Below are 18,282 nucleotides of genomic sequence, written 5' to 3'. Positions count from 1 at the left end.
CGGCTTAAGCCCCGGGCTTCCATGCTGGTAAACAAGGGGTCGGTGGCAGCGGGTACGCTGGGTGAATCGGTCATCAGCGCGGCAAAGTCATTACCAAAGACATAGGTGCCCGTATAATCCGGGTTTTTATCACCCGACACACGGGTATTGCCAGCACACAAAAAACAGCCGGCATCGTAACTCGGCAAGGTCGCCGTAGACGGCGCTTCATCTTGGCCACTCCAGGGGCGTTTAGCACGGTGCGGCGACACCAATATCCACTGTCCCGTTAAGGGGTTATAACGGCGATGCGGATGTTCGGTAGGGTCAAAGTCTGTGTTTAACATGAAGGCTCCACTAAAATGCTACTACTTGGCGAGTCCGATAATGCAAAAACCAATACTTGAGCAGCCTCCCGAAAGATCCCTACTTGGCCGCCTAAGGCAAGCCGGGGTAGCCCCAGATTTCAAGTAAAAGTAATTCGCTCTCCTCTTTATCTATATATTGAAGCACGAAAGGGAAAACGTTTCCAATTTTAATGGTTAAATCATCAACGATAAGTCTAAAAATGGGCTGTCTCTCTATAGTTACGGCCACTTAGTTATTACTCGAGGCTGTTAATCGTTGCGATAAGTTGACAAACAGAGTTAAGGGGAGTTTTAGAAAGATAAAAACACATAAAGGATAACGTTTACTTTATCTTGTAGGGTTCAGTCCTTTTTTATGAAGCTCGTCATTCATATTCGTTCATCATTAATCAATAAATCCATATAAAGCATTGTAATTTCAATGAGTTATTAGCAGTTAACAGGCTTTATATTCACAGAGTCAGAATAAAGCAAAATATAATTTCAATTATGTTGAGCTTACACTTGTTCGCCCAAGTAAAACTGCCTAAAATAGCCGCCTTATTGTGGCATCTCGCCCTCATCCGTTTAAAGGTAAAATACATGCAGCACATCGTTACCTTGCTTAGCGAACAAGTTAAGCAGCAAGCTCAGAATGTAGCGCTAAAAATTTGGCGCAACCAGGCTTGGCAGTGTTTTACATGGACAGATTTTTCTCAGCAATGGACGCTAGTCGCAAAAGGTTTAATTGGTTTAGGTCACCAGGAAGAGCAATGTGTAGCAATTATGTCACCCAATATGCCTGAGTGGACCATAACTGATCTGGGTATTTTGGCTGCTCGAGGTTGTGTGGTGCCTATCTACCCTACCAATACCCTAGATCAAAGCCAGTACATTCTAAAAGACGCGGGCTGCAAGATTTTGTTTGTTGGTCAAGCTGAGCAAATAGAAATAGGTTTAGAACTACTGAAAAGTGGCCAAATAGAAACCTTAATCTGTTTTGAAGAAAGCGAGCATACTCAACAAGAAAACGTGATGAGCTTGCCGCAATTGCTTGCCTTAGGCGAAAATATTGACGCAGATGAACTAGAACAGCGCCAACAAAACCTAAAAATGGACGACTTAGCCACGCTTATATATACCTCAGGCACCACCGGTGAACCTAAAGGTGTAATGCTAGATCATGCTAACTTTGCTGCAGCGTTTGCTATGCACGACCAACGTTTAAGTGTGAACAGTAAAGATGTTTCGCTTAGCTTTTTACCGCTAAGCCACGTATTTGAACGCGCTTGGACTTATTACGTACTGTATCGTGGTGCAACCAACGTATACTTGGAAGACCCCGCGCTGATTCAAAAAGCCTTGCCACGCAGCCAGCCAACCTTAATGTGCAGCGTGCCTCGCTTATACGAAAAAATTCATGCAGCAATTTTGCAAAAAGTTGCCACTGCTTCAGCCTCTAAACAGAAACTGTTTCATTGGGCCTTAAAAGTAGCTGAACTTCGGCTAGTCGCTAAGCAACAACAAGTGCAGCCTTCTGCTTGGTTAAACATACGTTATCGTTTAGCCAACAAGTTAGTACTGTCAAAACTTCGAGCCATCTTTGGCCCTGCACGCCTGCTGCCCTGCTCTGGCGCTAGACTGGCAGATGACATAAACCGTTTCTTCCAAAGTTTGAATGTACCCATTAACTACGGCTACGGTATGACCGAGTCTACCGCCACTGTTTCTTGTTATAGCGAAACACAAAAAAGCATTAGTACCATTGGCCAACCCCTAGAGGCCTTGCAGATAAAAATTTCTGAGCAAGGAGAGATTTTAGTCAAAGGCGACACGGTAATGCGCGGCTACTTTAATAAGCCACTAGCCACCGCAGAAACCATTATCGACGGCTGGTTACATACGGGTGATGCAGGGAATTTAGATGCTGAAGGTAACCTAGTACTTACCGAGCGCATTAAAGAGTTAATGAAAACCTCTGGCGGAAAATACATTGCCCCGCAAAGGGTTGAAGGCGCATTAATTCGCGAGCCCTTATTTGAACAAGTCGCTATTATTGCTGATGCTCGCCACTTTGTATCGGCCTTAATTGTTCCCGCTTTTGAAGCGCTAGAACTACATGCCAAACAGCTAGGCATTAAGTGGCAGCACCGCAATGAATTGTTAGAAAATGCTGAAATTAAGCAGCTAATACAAGCAAGGCTAAAACAAGTGCAAACTAATCTAGCTCGATTTGAACAAGTAAAACAGTTTACCTTGCTGCCTAGAGAGTTCTGCATGAAACAAGGCGAACTAACACCAACACTGAAACTACGCAGAGCGGTAATTGAAAGCCGCTTTGCAGAACAAATCAGTGCGATGTACGCAGAAAAACGGATTGCTTAAATCCCCCCTGCAATCAATAAAAAAGGCGCTTGAAGCGCCTTTTTTATTGATAATGTACCGTCATAAACTTTAGTCTTGCCACTTCTTGCGCATAGCATCAATCACTCGCTCATTCACTCCATGCACATTTTGATACTCACCTTTGCAAACTAGTATCTTTAATTCTGCTTGGTATTTTATAGCTAAATCTCTATAGCTTTGCATTTCCCATTGCTGAACAAAGGTATTCGCTACCACGACATCATTTCCCAGGGCTAACTCTCGTTCAGTTTCTCGCTGGCACCATTGATGGGCTTGAGCAATTTGTTCCGCTTGATATAGATACTCGCCATGCTTGTTCACAAAATACATGTCTGCTTCTAATTGCACCGCATCAATAGTTGCTGCCAAAGTAGATTTTCCGCTACCGGGTAAACCACGAATAAGAGTCAGTGTTGTCATAAATCGTTACTAAGAAACCGCTTTTAATTGAGGCTTAACTTGTTCCTGACAATAAGCTAACGGTGCCTGTTTAAGTAAGGCGATAACAGCATCTTTATCCATGGCTTCGCAGGCATCATTGAGCTCATCAAATAACGCCATCAATTCGTCCCATGGCATAAAGCTCTCATTGGCGGTAAGGATCCTTGGATGGTCTGTTGGGCGTTCATCGTCCCCTACCAGTAACTCTTCATATAGCTTTTCGCCAGGTCTTAACCCGGTGTATTGAAGCTCAATATCTCCATCGGGGTTTTCATCGTCACGAACTTCCAAGCCTGACAAATGAACCATGCGTTTCGCTAATTCAGCTATTTTTACTGGCTCACCCATATCTAGCACAAATACCTCACCACCATTAGCCATTGAACCGGCCTGAATAACCAACTGAGCCGCTTCAGGGATCGTCATAAAGTAACGAATTATGTCAGGGTGCGTAATTGTTAGGGCTTCACCTTTGCGAATTTGATCCTTGAATAAAGGGATAACCGAACCAGAAGATCCAAGCACATTGCCGAAGCGAACCATACTTATAGTCGTGTCAGATTGCTGCTCGGCTAAGCTTTGCATAACCAGTTCAGCCAAGCGTTTGGTTGCGCCCATCACATTAGTTGGGCGCACCGCTTTATCAGTAGAGACTAATACAAAGGTTTTGACCTTAGCTTTTATGGCTGCCTGCGCAATATTGTATGAACCGAATACATTGTTACATACCCCCTCTACTACATTCTGCTCCACTAAAGGAACATGTTTATAAGCTGCAGCGTGATAGACCGTATCAACATTACTTGCCTCCATCATCGCACTCAAACGTGGTAAGTGCTGTACCGAGATCATCAATGGGACTAAATCGATATTTAAAGCCAGTGCTTCACGCATCTCCTTAAGCTCTCGTTCAATTTGATACAAAGCGACTTCTGAGCGCTCTACTAACAATAACCGAGCGGGTCTAAATTGTAGGATCTGACGACATAATTCTGATCCAATAGAACCACCCGCACCGCTCACCAGCACCGTTTTGTTGCGAATAGAACTTTCCATTAAATGCGCGTTTGGTGTTACAGACTCCCGGCCAAGTAAATCCTCAACATCCACTTCTTTTATTTGATCAACTTTTGCATCACCGGTAACTAAGTCATTAAGCCGAGGGACTGTTAGTACTTCGGTATTCAAATCCGCTAGTGCTGTTAGTACCTCTGCACGGCGTTTAGTACCAGCATTAGGAATAGCTAAAAGTACTTTGGTGGCGTGAAAGCGACGAATAAGCATTGGCAACTGCTTAGGTTGGTATACGGTTAAACCATGAATCAATGAGTTACGTAGTTCTTCTTTATCATCAATAAACGCTACCGCTTGAAAATCATCGCCTTGGCCAATAGCTTGAAGAAGTTGGCGCCCGCTATCCCCAGCACCAAAAATAATCACGTTCTGCTTGGTGGCGTTTTCCAACCAAACGAACAAAAAGCGAATAGCGAAACGCGTACCACCACAAAATATCACCCCAAAGGCCAGATAAATAAATGGTGCGGTTCTTGGAATAACGGCTTGTAAATAAAAAGAAGTGACAATCATTAGCAAGGTGGCAATGGCGAAACTAAATAAAATCGCCTGTAGGTTTTTTTCGTTTATATAACGCAGTACAGCCCTATATAAACCAAAATACCAAAATCCAACGAGGGTAGTAACGATCACCGATACGAATGTTACCCATGTAGGTACGTCATAAAAATAATGAGCAGACTCAAAACGCACCCACAATGCGCCCCAGAAAGCCAAACTTAAAAAGAGTAAGTCTAAGCCAAAAACTATGGCGATTTTTTGTCTGCGAGTCGGTAATTCAAACCAACTCATCGCATTAAGTTGAGGTAACATCTAAATTCCTTTTAGATCATCTTTGCGCTAGCAGTTATTGGCCAAGCAAGCCTTGTAAACTTAGCGTTATCTTTTTGCACACCGCGAGCATATCCTCACGAGTAATAGTAGGGTGAACCATAAACATCAATGAGTTAGCCGCTAACTGTTTTGCATTTTCTAGGGGCTTGCTAGGCAAAACATCTAAACCATCAAATGCTTTCTCAAGGTAAACCTCACTGCAAGTACCTTGCATACAAGGCACGCCAGCTTCATTTAAACAGCTTATTAATTGGTCTCTAGTTTTTCCATTTAACTTATCTAATTCGATAAATACATAAAATTTATAATAAGCATGCTGTATGTAATCAGGCACTTGAGGAATTCGGATAAAAGAGAATTCACTCAGGCTGCTGGCCAATAGCGTAGCGTTCGCCTCGCGTTGTTGTTGCCAACTAGGCATACGCTGTAATTGAATACGGCCAATGGCAGCTTGCATTTCGGTCATACGCCAGTTGCTGCCGATGCTTTCGTGTAACCATCTAAAGCCTGGAGGGTGTTGTTTATTAAACACCGTATCATAGGATTTCCCATGGTCTTTGTATGACCACATTTTGTCCCAGAGTGCGCGGCTATTAGTCGTCACCATGCCTCCTTCGCCACCGGTAGTCATAATTTTGTCTTGGCAAAATGACCATGCCGCTATATCACCTAAGCTGCCAACAGATTTGCCTTTATAAAGCGCGCCATGTGCTTGGGCGCAATCCTCGATAACAAATAAGCCCTGCTTTTTTGCTAGAGTGTTTATCTGGTCCATCTCGCAGGGCCAGCCTGCCAAATGCACACAAATAATGGCCTTGGTTTTGCTTGAAATCACATTTGAGATACTGCTAGCGGTAACATTTTGACTGTCTAGATCGACATCAGCAAATACCGGGGTAGCCCCCACATTAACGATACAACTGGCTGACGCGATAAAGGTACGAGAAGTGACGACAACTTCATCGCCTTCACCGACATTCAAAGCCCTTAATGCGAGTTCTAAAGCTAGGGTACCGTTGGCAATGGCGATAGCATGCTCAACTCCAGCCCACTCCGCAAACTCCTGCTCAAAGTGTTTGCCTTGTTCACCAGTCCAATAGTTAACTTTATTAGATAATAGAACCTTACTTACAGCTTGGGCTTCTTGCTCTGTAAAGCTGGGCCAAGGAGGGAAATCTTGCATATCTTTTACTATTTTTAATCCTTTAAATTTGCAGCTCTATAATGCGTTAAAAATAGACAAGCTACAACTTTGGACTAAGTAATTAGTGTGTTTTGGCAGGGTTTCCGTACACTTTTTCGGCAGGCTTCACATCTTTAACCACTACTGAGCCAGCCCCTATGATAGCTCGTTCTTTAATGATAATTTGCTGTATAACGGAACTGCCGATTCCAACCATTGTGGCACGACCTACCTTTACCTCACCAGCAAGGTTACAACCAGGTGCTATATGCACGCCATCGGCTAAAATTACGTCATGATCAATGGAGCTATTATGATTTATGATATTTCCTAATCCAATCTCACATCCTACACTGACCGTTGAATTTGCCATTACAACACTTCCATCACCTAACTGAGCTGAACTACATACGTAGGCTCTTGGATGCACTAAAACAGGTAAGCGAACCTCCAATTGTTGTAACGCTTTTAAGCGGTCTAATCGTGTAATATTGTGGCCAATAGCAACGTGAGCGCTGCAGCTCTCAGTTGACGACAAATAGTCTAACATTGCTTGCCAGCCACCAATGACTTCGCACCCTTCTAAAGGTTCAAGTTTTTGCCACCGCTCATCAAACAACACAATGGAGTGATAAGCTAATTGCTTAGCCAACTCCACAACTACCTTTGCATGACCACCAGCACCATAAATCGCGAGGTTCATGTTTATTGGTTCCCTGTAAATTTCGTCATGGTCGCCTCACCTTCAGCACTGACTCCCTCTTTAACAAACACCTTTTTAAGGGTTAAAAAGAGTATTTTTATATCTAGCAATACACTGCGATTGTTAACATACCAAACATCTAACTCAAATTTTTGCTGCCAACTTAAGGCATTACGCCCATTGATTTGTGCCCAACCGGTTATACCTGGCTTCACATTGTGTCGCTTTGCTTGCTCATCTGAATAAAGCGGCAAATACTCCATAAGTAATGGCCGGGGGCCAACGAAGCTCATCTCGCCTTTTACAATATTCCAAAGCTCTGGCAGTTCATCTGCACTACTTGCCCTAAGCATTTTGCCAAACGTTCCCAAACGTTCCGCATCTGACAACAGTTGCCCATGGGCGTCTTTGTCATCTCGCATACTTCTAAACTTAATCATTTTAAAAGCGTTACCTTGAAGCCCAGGGCGTAACTGGGTAAAAAATACCGGCCGCCCCAACTTAATAGCAACCACTAAACATAATACGAGCAATAAGGGCGCTAGTGCCACCAACGCAACGGCGGCAAGTAAGCGCTCACAAAAATAAAATGCTTTATCCCTAAACAAATCAATCAACTCCATTCATCACATTCAATATTTGCTGGTTTACTCGATTAACGTCATAGCGTTGCTCAGCATATTGCCTGCTCGCTAAACCATGCTGCTTTACCAATTCAGGTTGTTCAAGGTACCTTGTTAGCGCGGTAGTTAATGAATCCGCGCTTTTAGGCTTAATTAAGTAACCGTTCTGATTATTCACTACCGTTTCCCTGCACCCAGGAGCATCTGTAGTAATAATCGCTCTCGCACAGCTCATCGCTTCGAGTACCGTTCTAGGCGTACCTTCGCGATATGAAGGCAATACATATAGATGGCATTGTTGAATGAGGCCTATTACATCGCTCACTCTCCCATGGTATTCAATCAAGTCTTGATCTATCCATGAATCTAAGTCCTGTTGCGATATAGCGCTTGGGTTATCGTCTATCCATCCGGCCAAATGAAATACACAAGAATAACCTTGTGCTTTTAGCTGCTTAGCCGCTTCGGCGTACTCCGCTACCCCTTTGTCTTTTAATAAACGAGCAATCAGTAAAAAATGAAGTTCTGGTTTATCTGAGTCCATTTCTGGCAAAGCCAGCTCTGGAAAACGTTGTAGGTTAATACCCGAGCCATTTATCAACGTTGTTTTGCTCTTAGCTACCAAGCTCTTGCTGATGAATAATTCAGCATCATCAGGGTTTTGAAAAAAAACACCTTTAGAAAAACCTAAGCCTACTTTGTATAAGGTACACACAATCTGATGTAAGAGCTTTTGCTTTGCGGTTAACTGTTGGGTAAACACGTAACCCAAGCCTGTAATCATTGAGTAGACATTTCTAACACCCGCCAACCGTGCAGCAATAGCCCCATAGATTACCGGTTTAATGGTATAGGCAAGGGTTTGCTCTGGTTTGACTTGTTTAATCACCTGATAAAGCGAAATAAGGCTTTTAGTATCCTTTATTGGATTTAAACCGGTGCGTTGAAGAGCATAACTATGGGGAGTAACACCTAGGTCTTGTAAGGCATGCTTTTGCTCCTCGGTATAATCTGGCGCAGCCACATGCACATCTTTCCCTTGGTCTTTCATCGCTTTTAACAAGTCACCACGAAATCCGATGATCGAATCAGCAAAACTGGCGATAACTAAAATCTTTTGCATCAGCGCTCCTGACTATCACAAGTTTCTTGCCAAATATGACCCAGAACCTTTTGCTGTACCTGAGCAGAAAAGCAATTATCAACTGCTACTCTGCCTGCTTGACCATATTGTTGACGAAGTGACTCCGACTGCAATAAACTTGTCATCCCATCAAGCCACTCTTGTTCAGAGCGCGCCAATAACCCACAGTTATTTTCAAGCACAATATTTTCATTCACTCCAACAGGGCTGGCCATAACAGGCACCGCACAGCCCATGTACTGAATCAATTTGAAGCCACATTTTCCTTTTTCCCAAGGACCATCTACCAGAGGCATAACGCCCACGTCTAAACTTTGAACAAAAGCGACTTCCTCATCCTCACTCCACGGGTAAATTTCTAATTCAACCGATTTAAAAGCATCTTTAATAGAATGAGAAGCCCCCATTACCGCAAGCTTTGCATTAAACTGCTTACATACTGTTTCGATAGGTTTTGCAATATTGGCTAAATAGATTTGGGTAGTAGGGCTGCCAATCCAGCCGATAGTGAGTTGTTTTTCGCTATCCTTTTTTGATACTTGGTATTTCTCTGCATCAATGACTGCCGGAACAATTGTCACCCGTTTAGCACCTGACGCTTCAGCATACTCTGCTAGGTACTTATTCCCAGCAACTACGTGAGTAGAGAGCCTCATCACTGTTGCGATTTTATTCTTAAGGAAAAGCCTCACTAGGCGATGTCTCGAGTATTGATAATTTGCGAAAATGGCATCATCGTAATCAACCACATAAGGAATACTTAACAGCTTCAATAGTCGCTCAAACACCGCTGGAGAATAAGGGAACAGTTCCTTCTCTACCCACAACATATCGAATTGACGCGCCTGTAACAATACCTTCAAACGATTCAGATAACAGCGCACCACACCGGTTCTTTTGCCCACACTATAGAGGTTTTTTAAATACTCATCGTCGTAAAGACTACTGACTTCGATGCTAAAGCCTTGGCTTTTTAAATAATCAATATATTGGATGGTTCTCATGCGAGAACTAGCGCCTAACTGAGAATATTTAGTTAACACTAAAACACGCTTCACGCTAACGCTCCCCTTTTGTTACATACCATTTAAGTAGATTCTTATAAGCCAGCAGCGTTTCTTTAACACCAAAAAGATCCTTACGGGAGACACACAGTAAGCAACGCATAAGAGGCTCAATAATGATAGAAACCAAGGTGATAATAGAGGCTTTAAACCAATGAAAATGCTTAAATGAGTATTGTAATCGGCTTCTTAGCGAATAGAAAAGTCGAGCGGCTTTAACTTGATTAGAGGTGCCGCCGCCTTCGTGAAAGGCTCTCTCGCTAGCGAGAAAATAACTTGAATACCCTTTCTGTTTTGCTCGGTAAGCAAAATCTACTTCCTCGTAATAGACAAAAAAACGCTCGTCGAAACCCTCTAACTGAACGAACAAATCTCGTCGTACAAAGTAAAATGCACCAATTACTTGATCAACAACGCTGTCATTTAGGTGGTTCCAATCTCTCATAGCCTGCCCTAAACTTGGCCATTTTCTATCTAAGCCAACTGCGTGCATGATTAAACCTGAAAAAGTCGCGGTTCTAGAACAACTCCGCGCCACAAGGCCGCTCTCATCAATCAACTGAACACCACAAACACCAATACGGTGGTTTTGTTGCTCGCTCATAAACGCGGTTACGCGCTGAAGCGTGCCTTCAAAGACCTCTGCATCTGGGTTTAAAAACAAAATATACTCAGCACTACAGTGAGCTGCGCCGATATTACACGCTTTTGCAAAACCCAAGTTTTCCTCTTGTGAGAAAAGCAATACTTGAGGATGTTTAGTTAAAAAAGCTAAAGAGTTATCGCTAGAGGCATTGTCGATAACGACAATATTGTTAAGCTCTTCCCCTCCATGTAACAGCAGCGAATCAACGCACTTCTCCAGTAGTTTTTTAGAGTTCCAATTAACAATCACTACATCTACTTGCACACCTGGTTCCTATGTCCTTTTGGAAAAAATCAGCGGTATTGCCAATAAGGCAAAAACGATAAGCCAACTGGTTAACAGCGACAAATATTGGTCTTGAAACCACTGAATAAAGAGTGCGTAAACACTGATAGAATACGCAAGTATGTAGCCGTAGCCACCTTGAATCGCGCCTTTATAAAGCACCGTATGAAAAACCCCAAAAACAAACTGAGAAGTAAAAATGTACATCAAACCAAAATCTAAATAATAGGGATAGAAAACTGTATAAACATTGGTAGCATGGGGAATATAGACATACTCTTTAACTAATTTAACAGCTGAAAACTCAAAGCCTAATTTGGCTAATACCGCGTAAAAAGTCCTTAAAGTATTAGTTCCATATTGCAGATCAAAGTTCTGACTAAGAACAACGTCAAAAGCAGATATTCCTCCCAAGAGATACACATACAAGGATGACAAAGCACCACTGGCTCCTTCACCTACTTTCCCCATTACCATGCCAATGATAAAGAAAAACAGTAAGATCAGAGAAAAGCCCAGAGCAAACGCTTTTAAGCCAAATTGCTTAGGTTTAATAAATGAAAAAATGAACAATAAAGTGATAACAACGAGAAAGAAGTAGGTTCTTCCTGTACTCATCACAACAAAAAACATAGCCAAAGGCAGAGCAAAGCAAAAAGCTTTTTTACCTTTGCTATTACCAATATCCAAAGCAACTAGAAATAGCGTTGCGATAGCAACCAAACTAAAATAGCCCATCCATCCATAACTTCCCCCAAACGCTTCGTTATTTAGGCCCAACCTAAGATTGAGCATAAAAGAGTCTGTCGTACCATGAGCTGCAATTGACTTTGCTTTTAAAAAAACCAATGGAGACATTGCGCCTGCGCCAAGCAAATAGACCCAATAGAAACGACGAAATAATGGGACGTCGTAGTGAGCCTTTTCTTTTGGACTAGTAGCAACGGGCTTATCTTGAAACATAAATGAAACAAGTAAAGCCCCCGCACTAAAGCACACCAGGGACAACACGATAACGGATAAAATATTAGCGCCCGCGGGATAAAGCCCATGCGGTATAAAAGTATGTAAGACTAAAATAGAAGCCCAGATTACAGAGTGTATAATGGCAGGATGCCGAAAGTCTCGGTAGGCAAAACTATTAAAAATAACTAATGCACAGGTAATAATACATGCAATAACAGAGAGCGTACTAACAGGCATTATAACTATGCCCACTGTTAGAACACTTTAGCCGCTGGTAATGCAAAGCAACCAGGCTCAACAGGCAGGTATCAATAAAAACTCTACAAACCCAAGCTAGTGCAGCTCCCCAAATACCCCACAAACTAATAAAAACATATAACAAAGCAAAGAAAATCGGTAGCTCAAAGCAATGAATCAGGGCTGTAGATTTAGTTTTTGCGTTAGCATGTAACCAAGAGTAAACCATGGATCCAATAGAATTTATATAAACTCCCAAACATAGTAACTGCCCTACTCGAATAGACTCATTACTGATATGTTCGCCTACCCAAAAGTTCAAGATATAAGGCATCGCAAAACTTAATCCTCCCATAGCAATAGCCATGAAACCCGCAACAATAAAGAGCCAACGTAAAAAGACCTTTTCAGCCTGCTCTCTATTTGAACTCAGTAATCCACTAATTGTGGGAAAGGCCACTGAGCTAATAGCGCCTACCAATACCAAAGACTGAACCGAAATCTCAAATGGAATAACATAAGCCGTCACCGCTGCTGCTGAAATCATAGCACTAATAAAAAAACGATCAGCTTGAACCAAAAATGGACCAATAATACTGCTTAAAGTTACCCACGCTGAGAATTTAAAAAGCTGTTTCATATATGAAAAATCAAAGGAAAGACCAACGGAGCGATTTGTAGATTGAATGATTTGGCGCAGAGCTAACTGCCGATAAACAACAAGAGCAATCAGCCGGGAAGCGACCAAGCTAAGAATTAACCACTGTAAACTAGGGCAGTAAAATGACAATAAATAAGGTAAACCAAAATTAGCAGACCCGAGAAAAACCCGAAGAATACTAATGCCTTTAAAATTTAAGTAAGCCTCATTAACGCCTTTATAAGTGGCGCTTACAGCTTGTAGAGGAATAGCAATACCGAGAAGAATGATCCCCCAACGAAGTTCGCTGGCTTGTACCTCGGTTCTAGGGATGAACTCTGTTGCGCCTAAACTAACAAGCAAAAAAATAGACAAAAACGCCAACAAACCTATTGATGAGGTTAAGGCTATAGCAGTGGAAACCAAGCTTGAAATATGTTGCTTTTGATTCGCCCCTAAATAGCTAGCGACTTGTTGAGTAACAGCACGCCCAACACCTAAATCCAAAATGCTAGCGTAGCCAATTGCAGCCCAAGCGAGGGTTAAAAAGCCAAATCTCTCAGTGCCAATAATGGTGATCAAATGAGGAACAGTTAGCGCAGCAACAATCAGAGGAAAGGTTAGCCCGAGCAAATTCCAAACTATATGGGTAATTCTCACAGCATTACCCTACTGCATCTTCTTTGATAAAGTAACTTCCCTAAACCTTCCAGTATCCATACGTATCGTGAAGTAATTGTAAGAAGCAATCCAACTACCGACCACGTTACTTTATCATTGTTTACGTATATGCCAAAGGCAGCACTATAGTAATAAGCAAAGTCGTGAAGCACATTCACTTTGAACACTAGAAAACTGAACACTTTGTGCTGATGAACGAAAGCTTCATACAAAATATTTTACATAAGCCTTTAAATACGCCTAGTTACAGCCACTCACTATCTGAGAAATTAAGTCTAAATCTATGCATGGATTTTCCATTTTGAGAGTAAACTAAAGCAAATGCTAATAAGTAACCAATTTACGGATGCTTTTTAATAAGGAAATAACAATGGCAAAACTAATGAAACAAACCACTACACAAACTAAATATCTTCTAGCTACGGCTATAGCCGCTTGCACTATCAGTATTCAAGGTTGCGCAAACACAGCCGAAGGCGCTGGCACTGGTGCACTAGCAGGAGCGGCAGGCGGTTTGGTGTCTGGATTGATTTGGGGCGGAGACCCACTAGAATCAGCAGCTCGAGGAGCAGCGGTAGGAGCGGCATCTGGCGCAGTGGTTGGAGCGGTCCAAGATTCCAAAGAAAGCGCTAGTAACTCAGAACCAACTACGCCTTCACAACCCGACAGTAAGGCCTTACCTTCTAAAGAACAGTTAGTAGAGTTAATCGGCGAGCCTGCGGTAGATGGTATTGTAGCTCTAGCACAGTGCGACTATTCAAGCGCGTTAAACAACGCGAACATTGCGTTTAGTTCAGCTAACCCAAACCACAAAGAAGCCGGTATTTGGGTACAAGCACTCACCTACGCTGAAACCGGTGAAGTAGAGAAGTTAAATACTAGTTACGCAGACATTATCAAACTAGATAAAGAAGTAAGTAATGTACTTGAGGCGCAGTCTGAGCTTGCGGAAGGGTTAGACAAATTAAAAGCGATTAGAGAAGAGCATCAATTACCAACTACTTGCTCTTAACTTATTAACGCTACCAATGCTTGTTTGTGCGAACCATTTACTAGCAACTAGCAAGCATTGACTAGTTCCATTGGCATTCGTCTGACTCAAGTTCTATAAAGCACTTTAACCACATGCCAACCAAACTTAGTTTTTACCAAATGAGGTACCAGCATTTCGCCACCAAAGCATACCTTATCAAACTGAGGCACCATTTGCCCACGGCGAAACTCGCCTAAGTCACCGCCTTTTTTTCCTGACGGGCAGCTAGAATGCTTTTTAGCTAAGGTCTGAAATTTAGCCCCTTTTTTAAGCTGACGAATAATATCTTCAGCTTGTTCTTTATGCTTTACCAATATGTGTAAAGCCGCTGCGGTATTGGCCATGAAAACTCCTAAAAAATTTATGTAATTAAAACTCGAGCCCTCGAAGCTGTGAGTAAATTTCTTGAACAAAAAAGCCAAGATTCGCATCTTGGCTTTTATAAATCGGGCAACAAGCTAGGCTTTAGTCACTACCGAACAAATCCCGAGTATAAACCTTATCTGCAACATCTTTGATATCGTCCACCATTCTATTGGCGATAATAACGTCGCAGCTGTGTTTAAACTCTTCTAAATTACGCATCACCTTAGAATGATAGAATTCATCCTCTTCAAGCACTGGCTCATAAATCACGACTTCTATACCTTTGGCTTTTATACGCTTCATGATGCCTTGCACGCTCGAAGCACGGAAGTTATCTGAACCTGATTTCATGATAAGGCGATATACCCCGACACGCTTGGGATTTCTGCTTACAATTGACTCAGCAATAAAATCTTTACGGGTGGTATTCGCATCGACAATCGCACCAATAATGTTATTGGGTACATCTTTATAGTTGGCCAATAACTGCTTAGTATCTTTAGGTAAACAGTATCCGCCATAACCAAACGAAGGATTATTGTAATGGCTGCCAATGCGCGGGTCTAAACCGACTCCCTCGATGATGTGGCGGCTATCTAAACCATGAGTTTCGGCATAAGTGTCAAGCTCATTAAAATAAGCTACGCGTAACGCAAGGTAGGTATTTGCAAATAACTTAATCGCTTCTGCTTCGGTAGAGTCTGTAAGAAGAACATCTATATCTTCTTTTATCGCACCTTCTACCAATAGATCAGCAAAAATTTGTGCCCGCTCTGATTCCTCTCCCACCACAATACGGGAAGGGTACAGATTATCATGTAACGCTCTTCCCTCGCGCAAAAACTCAGGAGAGAAAATAATATTATCTACACCAAACTTCTCGCGTACTGATTTTGTGTAACCCACAGGCACGGTAGATTTAATCACCATTACCGCTTGAGGGTTGATTTCAAGAACATCTTTAATAACCGCTTCAACTGATGAAGTGTTAAAGTAGTTAGTCTCTGGGTCATAGTCGGTTGGAGTTGAGATAATTACATAATTGGCGTCTTGATAAGCTAATTGCTTATCCAAGGTAGCGGTAAAATTTAGGGTTTTATTTGCGAGAAAACTTTCGATCTCAGAGTCTACAATTGGTGACTGCTTACTATTAAGCAACTCTACTTTTTCGGCAACAATATCTACAGCGACAACTTCATGGTGTTGTGAAAGCAACATAGAGTTTGACAGACCAACATAACCAGTACCGGCTACAGCAATTTTCATAGGTAATAGTTCCAATAATTATTTATATAAGATTAACAACTTTAGTTAGCGCTGCCCGCCAATCGCTAGCCCCTGCACCCCAAGCTTGTTTCATGCTACTACAATCCATTACTGAATAAGCTGGACGTGGCGCAGGTAGAGGATAATCATCAGTCTTTATGGCATTCAGTTTTGCCATATTAGGTAGCTTGCCTTGCGCTAGCCCCTCAGCCAAAATAGCTCGAGTGAAGCCGTGCCAGCTAGTGGGTAAATCGCCACAATGATGAAAGCTTCCCCAAGCTCTGTGGCCTAGCATTATTTTCTCACAACACTTTAAAATTGATGCAGCTAAATCGCCTGCATATGTGGGGCAACCATATTGGTCGGCAATTACCCCTAACTCTTCACGCTCCTCGCCAAGGCGTAGCATGGTTTTAACAAAATTATTACCATACTCCGAAAATACCCAAGCAGTGCGAATAATAATGTGCTCAGCTAAGGTGTTGCGAACGGCTTCTTCACCTAGCCATTTCGTCTCACCATAAACACCTAACGGTTTGGCTAAATGTGAGGGTTTATAAGGAACTGTAGCAGTACCGTCAAATACATAATCTGTAGACACATGAATCATTGGAATACCAGCATTCTGTGCGGATTTGGCCAAATATTCAGGGCCTTTCGCATTTATAGCTGTAGCTAGCTCAACTTCACTTTGTGCTTTATCTACCGCAGTGTGTGCGGCTGCGTTCACAATAATATCAGGCTGATGGACCTCAACATAAGCTTTTACTGCAACTTCGTTAGTAATATCCAAGTCTTTATAGTCTGTAGCAAGCACTTCAAATAAGTCACTTTTTATTGCTAAGTCTTGTAAGCAAGAGCCTAATTGACCATTAGCACCAGTTAGCAGTATTTTCATGCTGATTTTAAATCCTTAAGTGACAATCCTAATTTGTCTTTCTCTGATAAGAACACATCAATAGCCGGCCAATCAATAGCCACTTCACTGTCGTCCCAAGCTAAACAGCCCTCGTCACTAGGATCATAATAGTCTGTGCATTTGTACTCGAAGTCTGCAAGCTCACTGGTAACGACAAAACCATGAGCCAACCCTGGCGGAACCCAGAACTGGCGCTTATTTTCCTCGGTGAGTTCAACTCCCGCCCAACGACCAAAAGTAGGAGAATCAACTCTAATATCAACAGCCACATCAAACACACTGCCACGCACTACACGAACCAGCTTCCCTTGCGGTTTGCTTTTCTGAAAATGCAAGCCACGCAATACGCCTTTTCCAGAGCGTGAATGGTTATCTTGGACAAAATCAAATTCAATATTAAGCGCGTTTTTATACCGTTCTGCCTGAAAGGTTTCTAAAAAAAAGCCGCGTTCATCACCAAACACCTTAGGTTCGATAATTTTCACATCAGCAATACAAGTATCTATTATGTTCAATGTAAATTCCTTCTGCTTTACCAAATACAACTATTCGTCAAGCAAGCGTTGTAAGTATTGCCCATATCCGGTCTTCTTTAGCGCTAAAGCTTGAGATTGCAACTGGCTCTTACTTAGCCAGCCTTGCTTAAACGCAATCTCTTCTAAGCAAGCTATTTTAAGCCCTTGGCGGTGTTCGATTGTTTGCACGTATTGCCCCGCTTCAAGCAACGAATCATGAGTACCTGTATCAAGCCATGCGAAACCTCGGCCGAGCAGCTCAACCTGCAATTGCCCTTGTTCCAAATAAGCCATATTTACATCGGTAATCTCTAACTCTCCGCGCGACGAGGGAGTTATAGACTTGGCGATATTAACCACCGAGTTATCATAAAAATACAAGCCAGTTACTGCGTAGTTAGATTTTGGCTCTGTCGGCTTCTCTTCGATACTCAGTGCCTTACCTTGTTTATCGAACTCAACTACCCCAAAGCGTTCTGGGTCTGTTACATGGTAACCAAATACCGTCGCGCCTCTCTCTTTGCGTGTAGCATTTAGTAATTTGTCGCTAAAGTGCTGACCATAAAAAACGTTATCTCCTAAAATTAGCGCAACGTTATCATCACCAATAAATTGCTCGCCAATCAAAAATGCCTGTGCTAAGCCATCGGGATTAGGTTGTTCAGCGTAACTAAGCTGGATACCAAACTGACTACCATCGCCGAGTATCTTCTGATAATTAGGCAAGTCCTCGGGGGTAGAAATAATCAATATATCTTTAATACCAGATAGCATTAGCACCGACAGAGGATAAAAAATCATCGGCTTATCGTAGATAGGTAGCAACTGTTTAGATGTACCCATAGTTATAGGGTGTAAACGAGTGCCACTTCCACCAGCTAACACAATACCTTTATAAGTCTCACATTCTACATGCTCAGTCATCATAAT

Annotated in this window: 18 protein-coding genes; 2 read left to right on the top strand and 16 right to left on the bottom strand. The window is 42.4% G+C overall.

Annotation, left to right across the window (positions count from 1 at the left end; genetic code table 11):
* Positions 1 to 326, bottom strand: a 326-nt coding sequence (galT, locus tag Q4592_RS14755) for a galactose-1-phosphate uridylyltransferase (RefSeq protein WP_303514471.1), incomplete at its 3' end; no start/stop codon positions are given.
* A 603-nt stretch (positions 327 to 929) separates the two neighbouring features.
* Here galT and Q4592_RS14750 point away from each other — a divergent pair.
* Positions 930 to 2,711 (top strand): long-chain fatty acid--CoA ligase, encoded by a 1,782-nt coding sequence (locus tag Q4592_RS14750; RefSeq protein ID WP_303514467.1) that lies wholly within the window; start codon positions 930 to 932, stop codon positions 2,709 to 2,711.
* 69 nt (positions 2,712 to 2,780) lie between these two features.
* On the opposite strand, the gene Q4592_RS14745 is transcribed toward Q4592_RS14750, so the two are convergent.
* The 10 genes from Q4592_RS14745 to Q4592_RS14700 form a co-directional block, all read right to left on the bottom strand.
* The gene (locus Q4592_RS14745; protein ID WP_303514465.1) at positions 2,781 to 3,152 is read right to left on the bottom strand and encodes an AAA family ATPase; all 372 of its coding nucleotides are present in this window, start codon (positions 3,150 to 3,152) and stop codon (positions 2,781 to 2,783) included.
* 9 nt (positions 3,153 to 3,161) lie between these two features.
* Positions 3,162 to 5,060: a nucleoside-diphosphate sugar epimerase/dehydratase gene (locus Q4592_RS14740; protein ID WP_303514463.1), complete on the bottom strand. Its 1,899-nt coding sequence runs from the start codon at positions 5,058 to 5,060 to the stop codon at positions 3,162 to 3,164.
* A 34-nt stretch (positions 5,061 to 5,094) separates the two neighbouring features.
* Entirely contained in the window at positions 5,095 to 6,264 is a 1,170-nt protein-coding gene (locus tag Q4592_RS14735; protein ID WP_303514461.1) for a DegT/DnrJ/EryC1/StrS aminotransferase family protein, read from the bottom strand.
* An 82-nt stretch (positions 6,265 to 6,346) separates the two neighbouring features.
* Positions 6,347 to 6,967 (bottom strand): acetyltransferase, encoded by a 621-nt coding sequence (locus tag Q4592_RS14730; RefSeq protein WP_303514458.1) that lies wholly within the window; start codon positions 6,965 to 6,967, stop codon positions 6,347 to 6,349.
* Between the two features lie 2 nt (positions 6,968 to 6,969).
* Positions 6,970 to 7,590 (bottom strand): sugar transferase, encoded by a 621-nt coding sequence (locus tag Q4592_RS14725; protein WP_303514456.1) that lies wholly within the window; start codon positions 7,588 to 7,590, stop codon positions 6,970 to 6,972.
* Complete coding sequence (locus tag Q4592_RS14720) at positions 7,577 to 8,713, bottom strand: glycosyltransferase family 4 protein (protein ID WP_303514453.1); 1,137 nt, start codon at positions 8,711 to 8,713, stop codon at positions 7,577 to 7,579. Before Q4592_RS14720 ends, Q4592_RS14725 begins: the two co-directional genes overlap by 14 nt.
* Positions 8,713 to 9,792, bottom strand: a complete 1,080-nt coding sequence (locus tag Q4592_RS14715) for a glycosyltransferase family 4 protein (protein WP_303514452.1) — start codon at positions 9,790 to 9,792, stop codon at positions 8,713 to 8,715. Before Q4592_RS14715 ends, Q4592_RS14720 begins: the two co-directional genes overlap by 1 nt.
* Position 9,793: 1 nt before the next feature.
* Entirely contained in the window at positions 9,794 to 10,708 is a 915-nt protein-coding gene (locus tag Q4592_RS14710) for a glycosyltransferase family 2 protein (RefSeq protein WP_303514450.1), read from the bottom strand.
* A 9-nt stretch (positions 10,709 to 10,717) separates the two neighbouring features.
* Positions 10,718 to 11,932: an O-antigen polymerase gene (locus tag Q4592_RS14705; protein ID WP_303514447.1), complete on the bottom strand. Its 1,215-nt coding sequence runs from the start codon at positions 11,930 to 11,932 to the stop codon at positions 10,718 to 10,720.
* On the bottom strand, positions 11,922 to 13,232 hold the full coding sequence (locus tag Q4592_RS14700; RefSeq protein WP_303514446.1) for a flippase: 1,311 nt from the start codon (positions 13,230 to 13,232) through the stop codon (positions 11,922 to 11,924). Before Q4592_RS14700 ends, Q4592_RS14705 begins: the two co-directional genes overlap by 11 nt.
* 391 nt (positions 13,233 to 13,623) lie before the next feature.
* Here Q4592_RS14700 and Q4592_RS14695 point away from each other — a divergent pair, with 391 nt between their 5' ends.
* Positions 13,624 to 14,265 carry a glycine zipper family protein gene (locus Q4592_RS14695; RefSeq protein WP_303514444.1) on the top strand — a complete coding sequence of 214 codons (642 nt, stop codon included), beginning with the start codon at positions 13,624 to 13,626 and terminating at the stop codon, positions 14,263 to 14,265.
* Positions 14,266 to 14,351: 86 nt separating this feature from the next.
* Here Q4592_RS14695 and ppiC read toward each other — a convergent pair whose 3' ends face one another.
* The 5 genes from ppiC to rfbA all read right to left on the bottom strand — a co-directional run bounded on the left by ppiC (position 14,352) and on the right by rfbA (position 18,279).
* A complete protein-coding gene (gene ppiC, locus Q4592_RS14690; RefSeq protein WP_303514443.1) occupies positions 14,352 to 14,630 on the bottom strand; it encodes a peptidylprolyl isomerase PpiC in 279 nt (92 codons plus the stop codon).
* 121 nt (positions 14,631 to 14,751) lie between these two features.
* A complete protein-coding gene (locus Q4592_RS14685) occupies positions 14,752 to 15,918 on the bottom strand; it encodes a nucleotide sugar dehydrogenase (protein WP_303514440.1) in 1,167 nt (388 codons plus the stop codon).
* Between the two features lie 22 nt (positions 15,919 to 15,940).
* Positions 15,941 to 16,816 carry a dTDP-4-dehydrorhamnose reductase gene (gene rfbD / locus Q4592_RS14680; protein WP_303514437.1) on the bottom strand — a complete coding sequence of 292 codons (876 nt, stop codon included), beginning with the start codon at positions 16,814 to 16,816 and terminating at the stop codon, positions 15,941 to 15,943.
* The gene (rfbC, locus tag Q4592_RS14675; RefSeq protein WP_303514435.1) at positions 16,813 to 17,352 is read right to left on the bottom strand and encodes a dTDP-4-dehydrorhamnose 3,5-epimerase; all 540 of its coding nucleotides are present in this window, start codon (positions 17,350 to 17,352) and stop codon (positions 16,813 to 16,815) included. Before rfbC ends, rfbD begins: the two co-directional genes overlap by 4 nt.
* A 30-nt stretch (positions 17,353 to 17,382) precedes the next feature.
* Positions 17,383 to 18,279 carry a glucose-1-phosphate thymidylyltransferase RfbA gene (gene rfbA / locus Q4592_RS14670; RefSeq protein ID WP_303514432.1) on the bottom strand — a complete coding sequence of 299 codons (897 nt, stop codon included), beginning with the start codon at positions 18,277 to 18,279 and terminating at the stop codon, positions 17,383 to 17,385.
* Between the last annotated feature and the right edge of the window lie 3 nt (positions 18,280 to 18,282).

Source organism: Agarivorans sp. 1_MG-2023, assembly GCF_030548385.1.
Classification (GTDB): domain Bacteria; phylum Pseudomonadota; class Gammaproteobacteria; order Enterobacterales; family Celerinatantimonadaceae; genus Agarivorans.
Note: the sequence above shows the minus strand (reverse complement) of the source record. Positions and strands in the feature narration are given on the sequence as shown.

Coding starts and splice junctions, on each gene's coding strand:
- Q4592_RS14685 (WP_303514440.1), bottom strand. CDS start 15,918: ATGAAAATTGCTGTAGCCGGTACTGGTTATGTTGGTCTGTCAAACTCT.
- Q4592_RS14720 (WP_303514453.1), bottom strand. CDS start 8,713: ATGCAAAAGATTTTAGTTATCGCCAGTTTTGCTGATTCGATCATCGGA.
- Q4592_RS14750 (WP_303514467.1), top strand. CDS start 930: ATGCAGCACATCGTTACCTTGCTTAGCGAACAAGTTAAGCAGCAAGCT.
- Q4592_RS14745 (WP_303514465.1), bottom strand. CDS start 3,152: ATGACAACACTGACTCTTATTCGTGGTTTACCCGGTAGCGGAAAATCT.
- Q4592_RS14705 (WP_303514447.1), bottom strand. CDS start 11,932: ATGCCTGTTAGTACGCTCTCTGTTATTGCATGTATTATTACCTGTGCA.
- Q4592_RS14725 (WP_303514456.1), bottom strand. CDS start 7,590: ATGGAGTTGATTGATTTGTTTAGGGATAAAGCATTTTATTTTTGTGAG.
- Q4592_RS14695 (WP_303514444.1), top strand. CDS start 13,624: ATGGCAAAACTAATGAAACAAACCACTACACAAACTAAATATCTTCTA.
- rfbA (WP_303514432.1), bottom strand. CDS start 18,279: ATGATGACTGAGCATGTAGAATGTGAGACTTATAAAGGTATTGTGTTA.
- ppiC (WP_303514443.1), bottom strand. CDS start 14,630: ATGGCCAATACCGCAGCGGCTTTACACATATTGGTAAAGCATAAAGAA.
- Q4592_RS14730 (WP_303514458.1), bottom strand. CDS start 6,967: ATGAACCTCGCGATTTATGGTGCTGGTGGTCATGCAAAGGTAGTTGTG.
- Q4592_RS14735 (WP_303514461.1), bottom strand. CDS start 6,264: ATGCAAGATTTCCCTCCTTGGCCCAGCTTTACAGAGCAAGAAGCCCAA.
- rfbD (WP_303514437.1), bottom strand. CDS start 16,816: ATGAAAATACTGCTAACTGGTGCTAATGGTCAATTAGGCTCTTGCTTA.
- Q4592_RS14740 (WP_303514463.1), bottom strand. CDS start 5,060: ATGTTACCTCAACTTAATGCGATGAGTTGGTTTGAATTACCGACTCGC.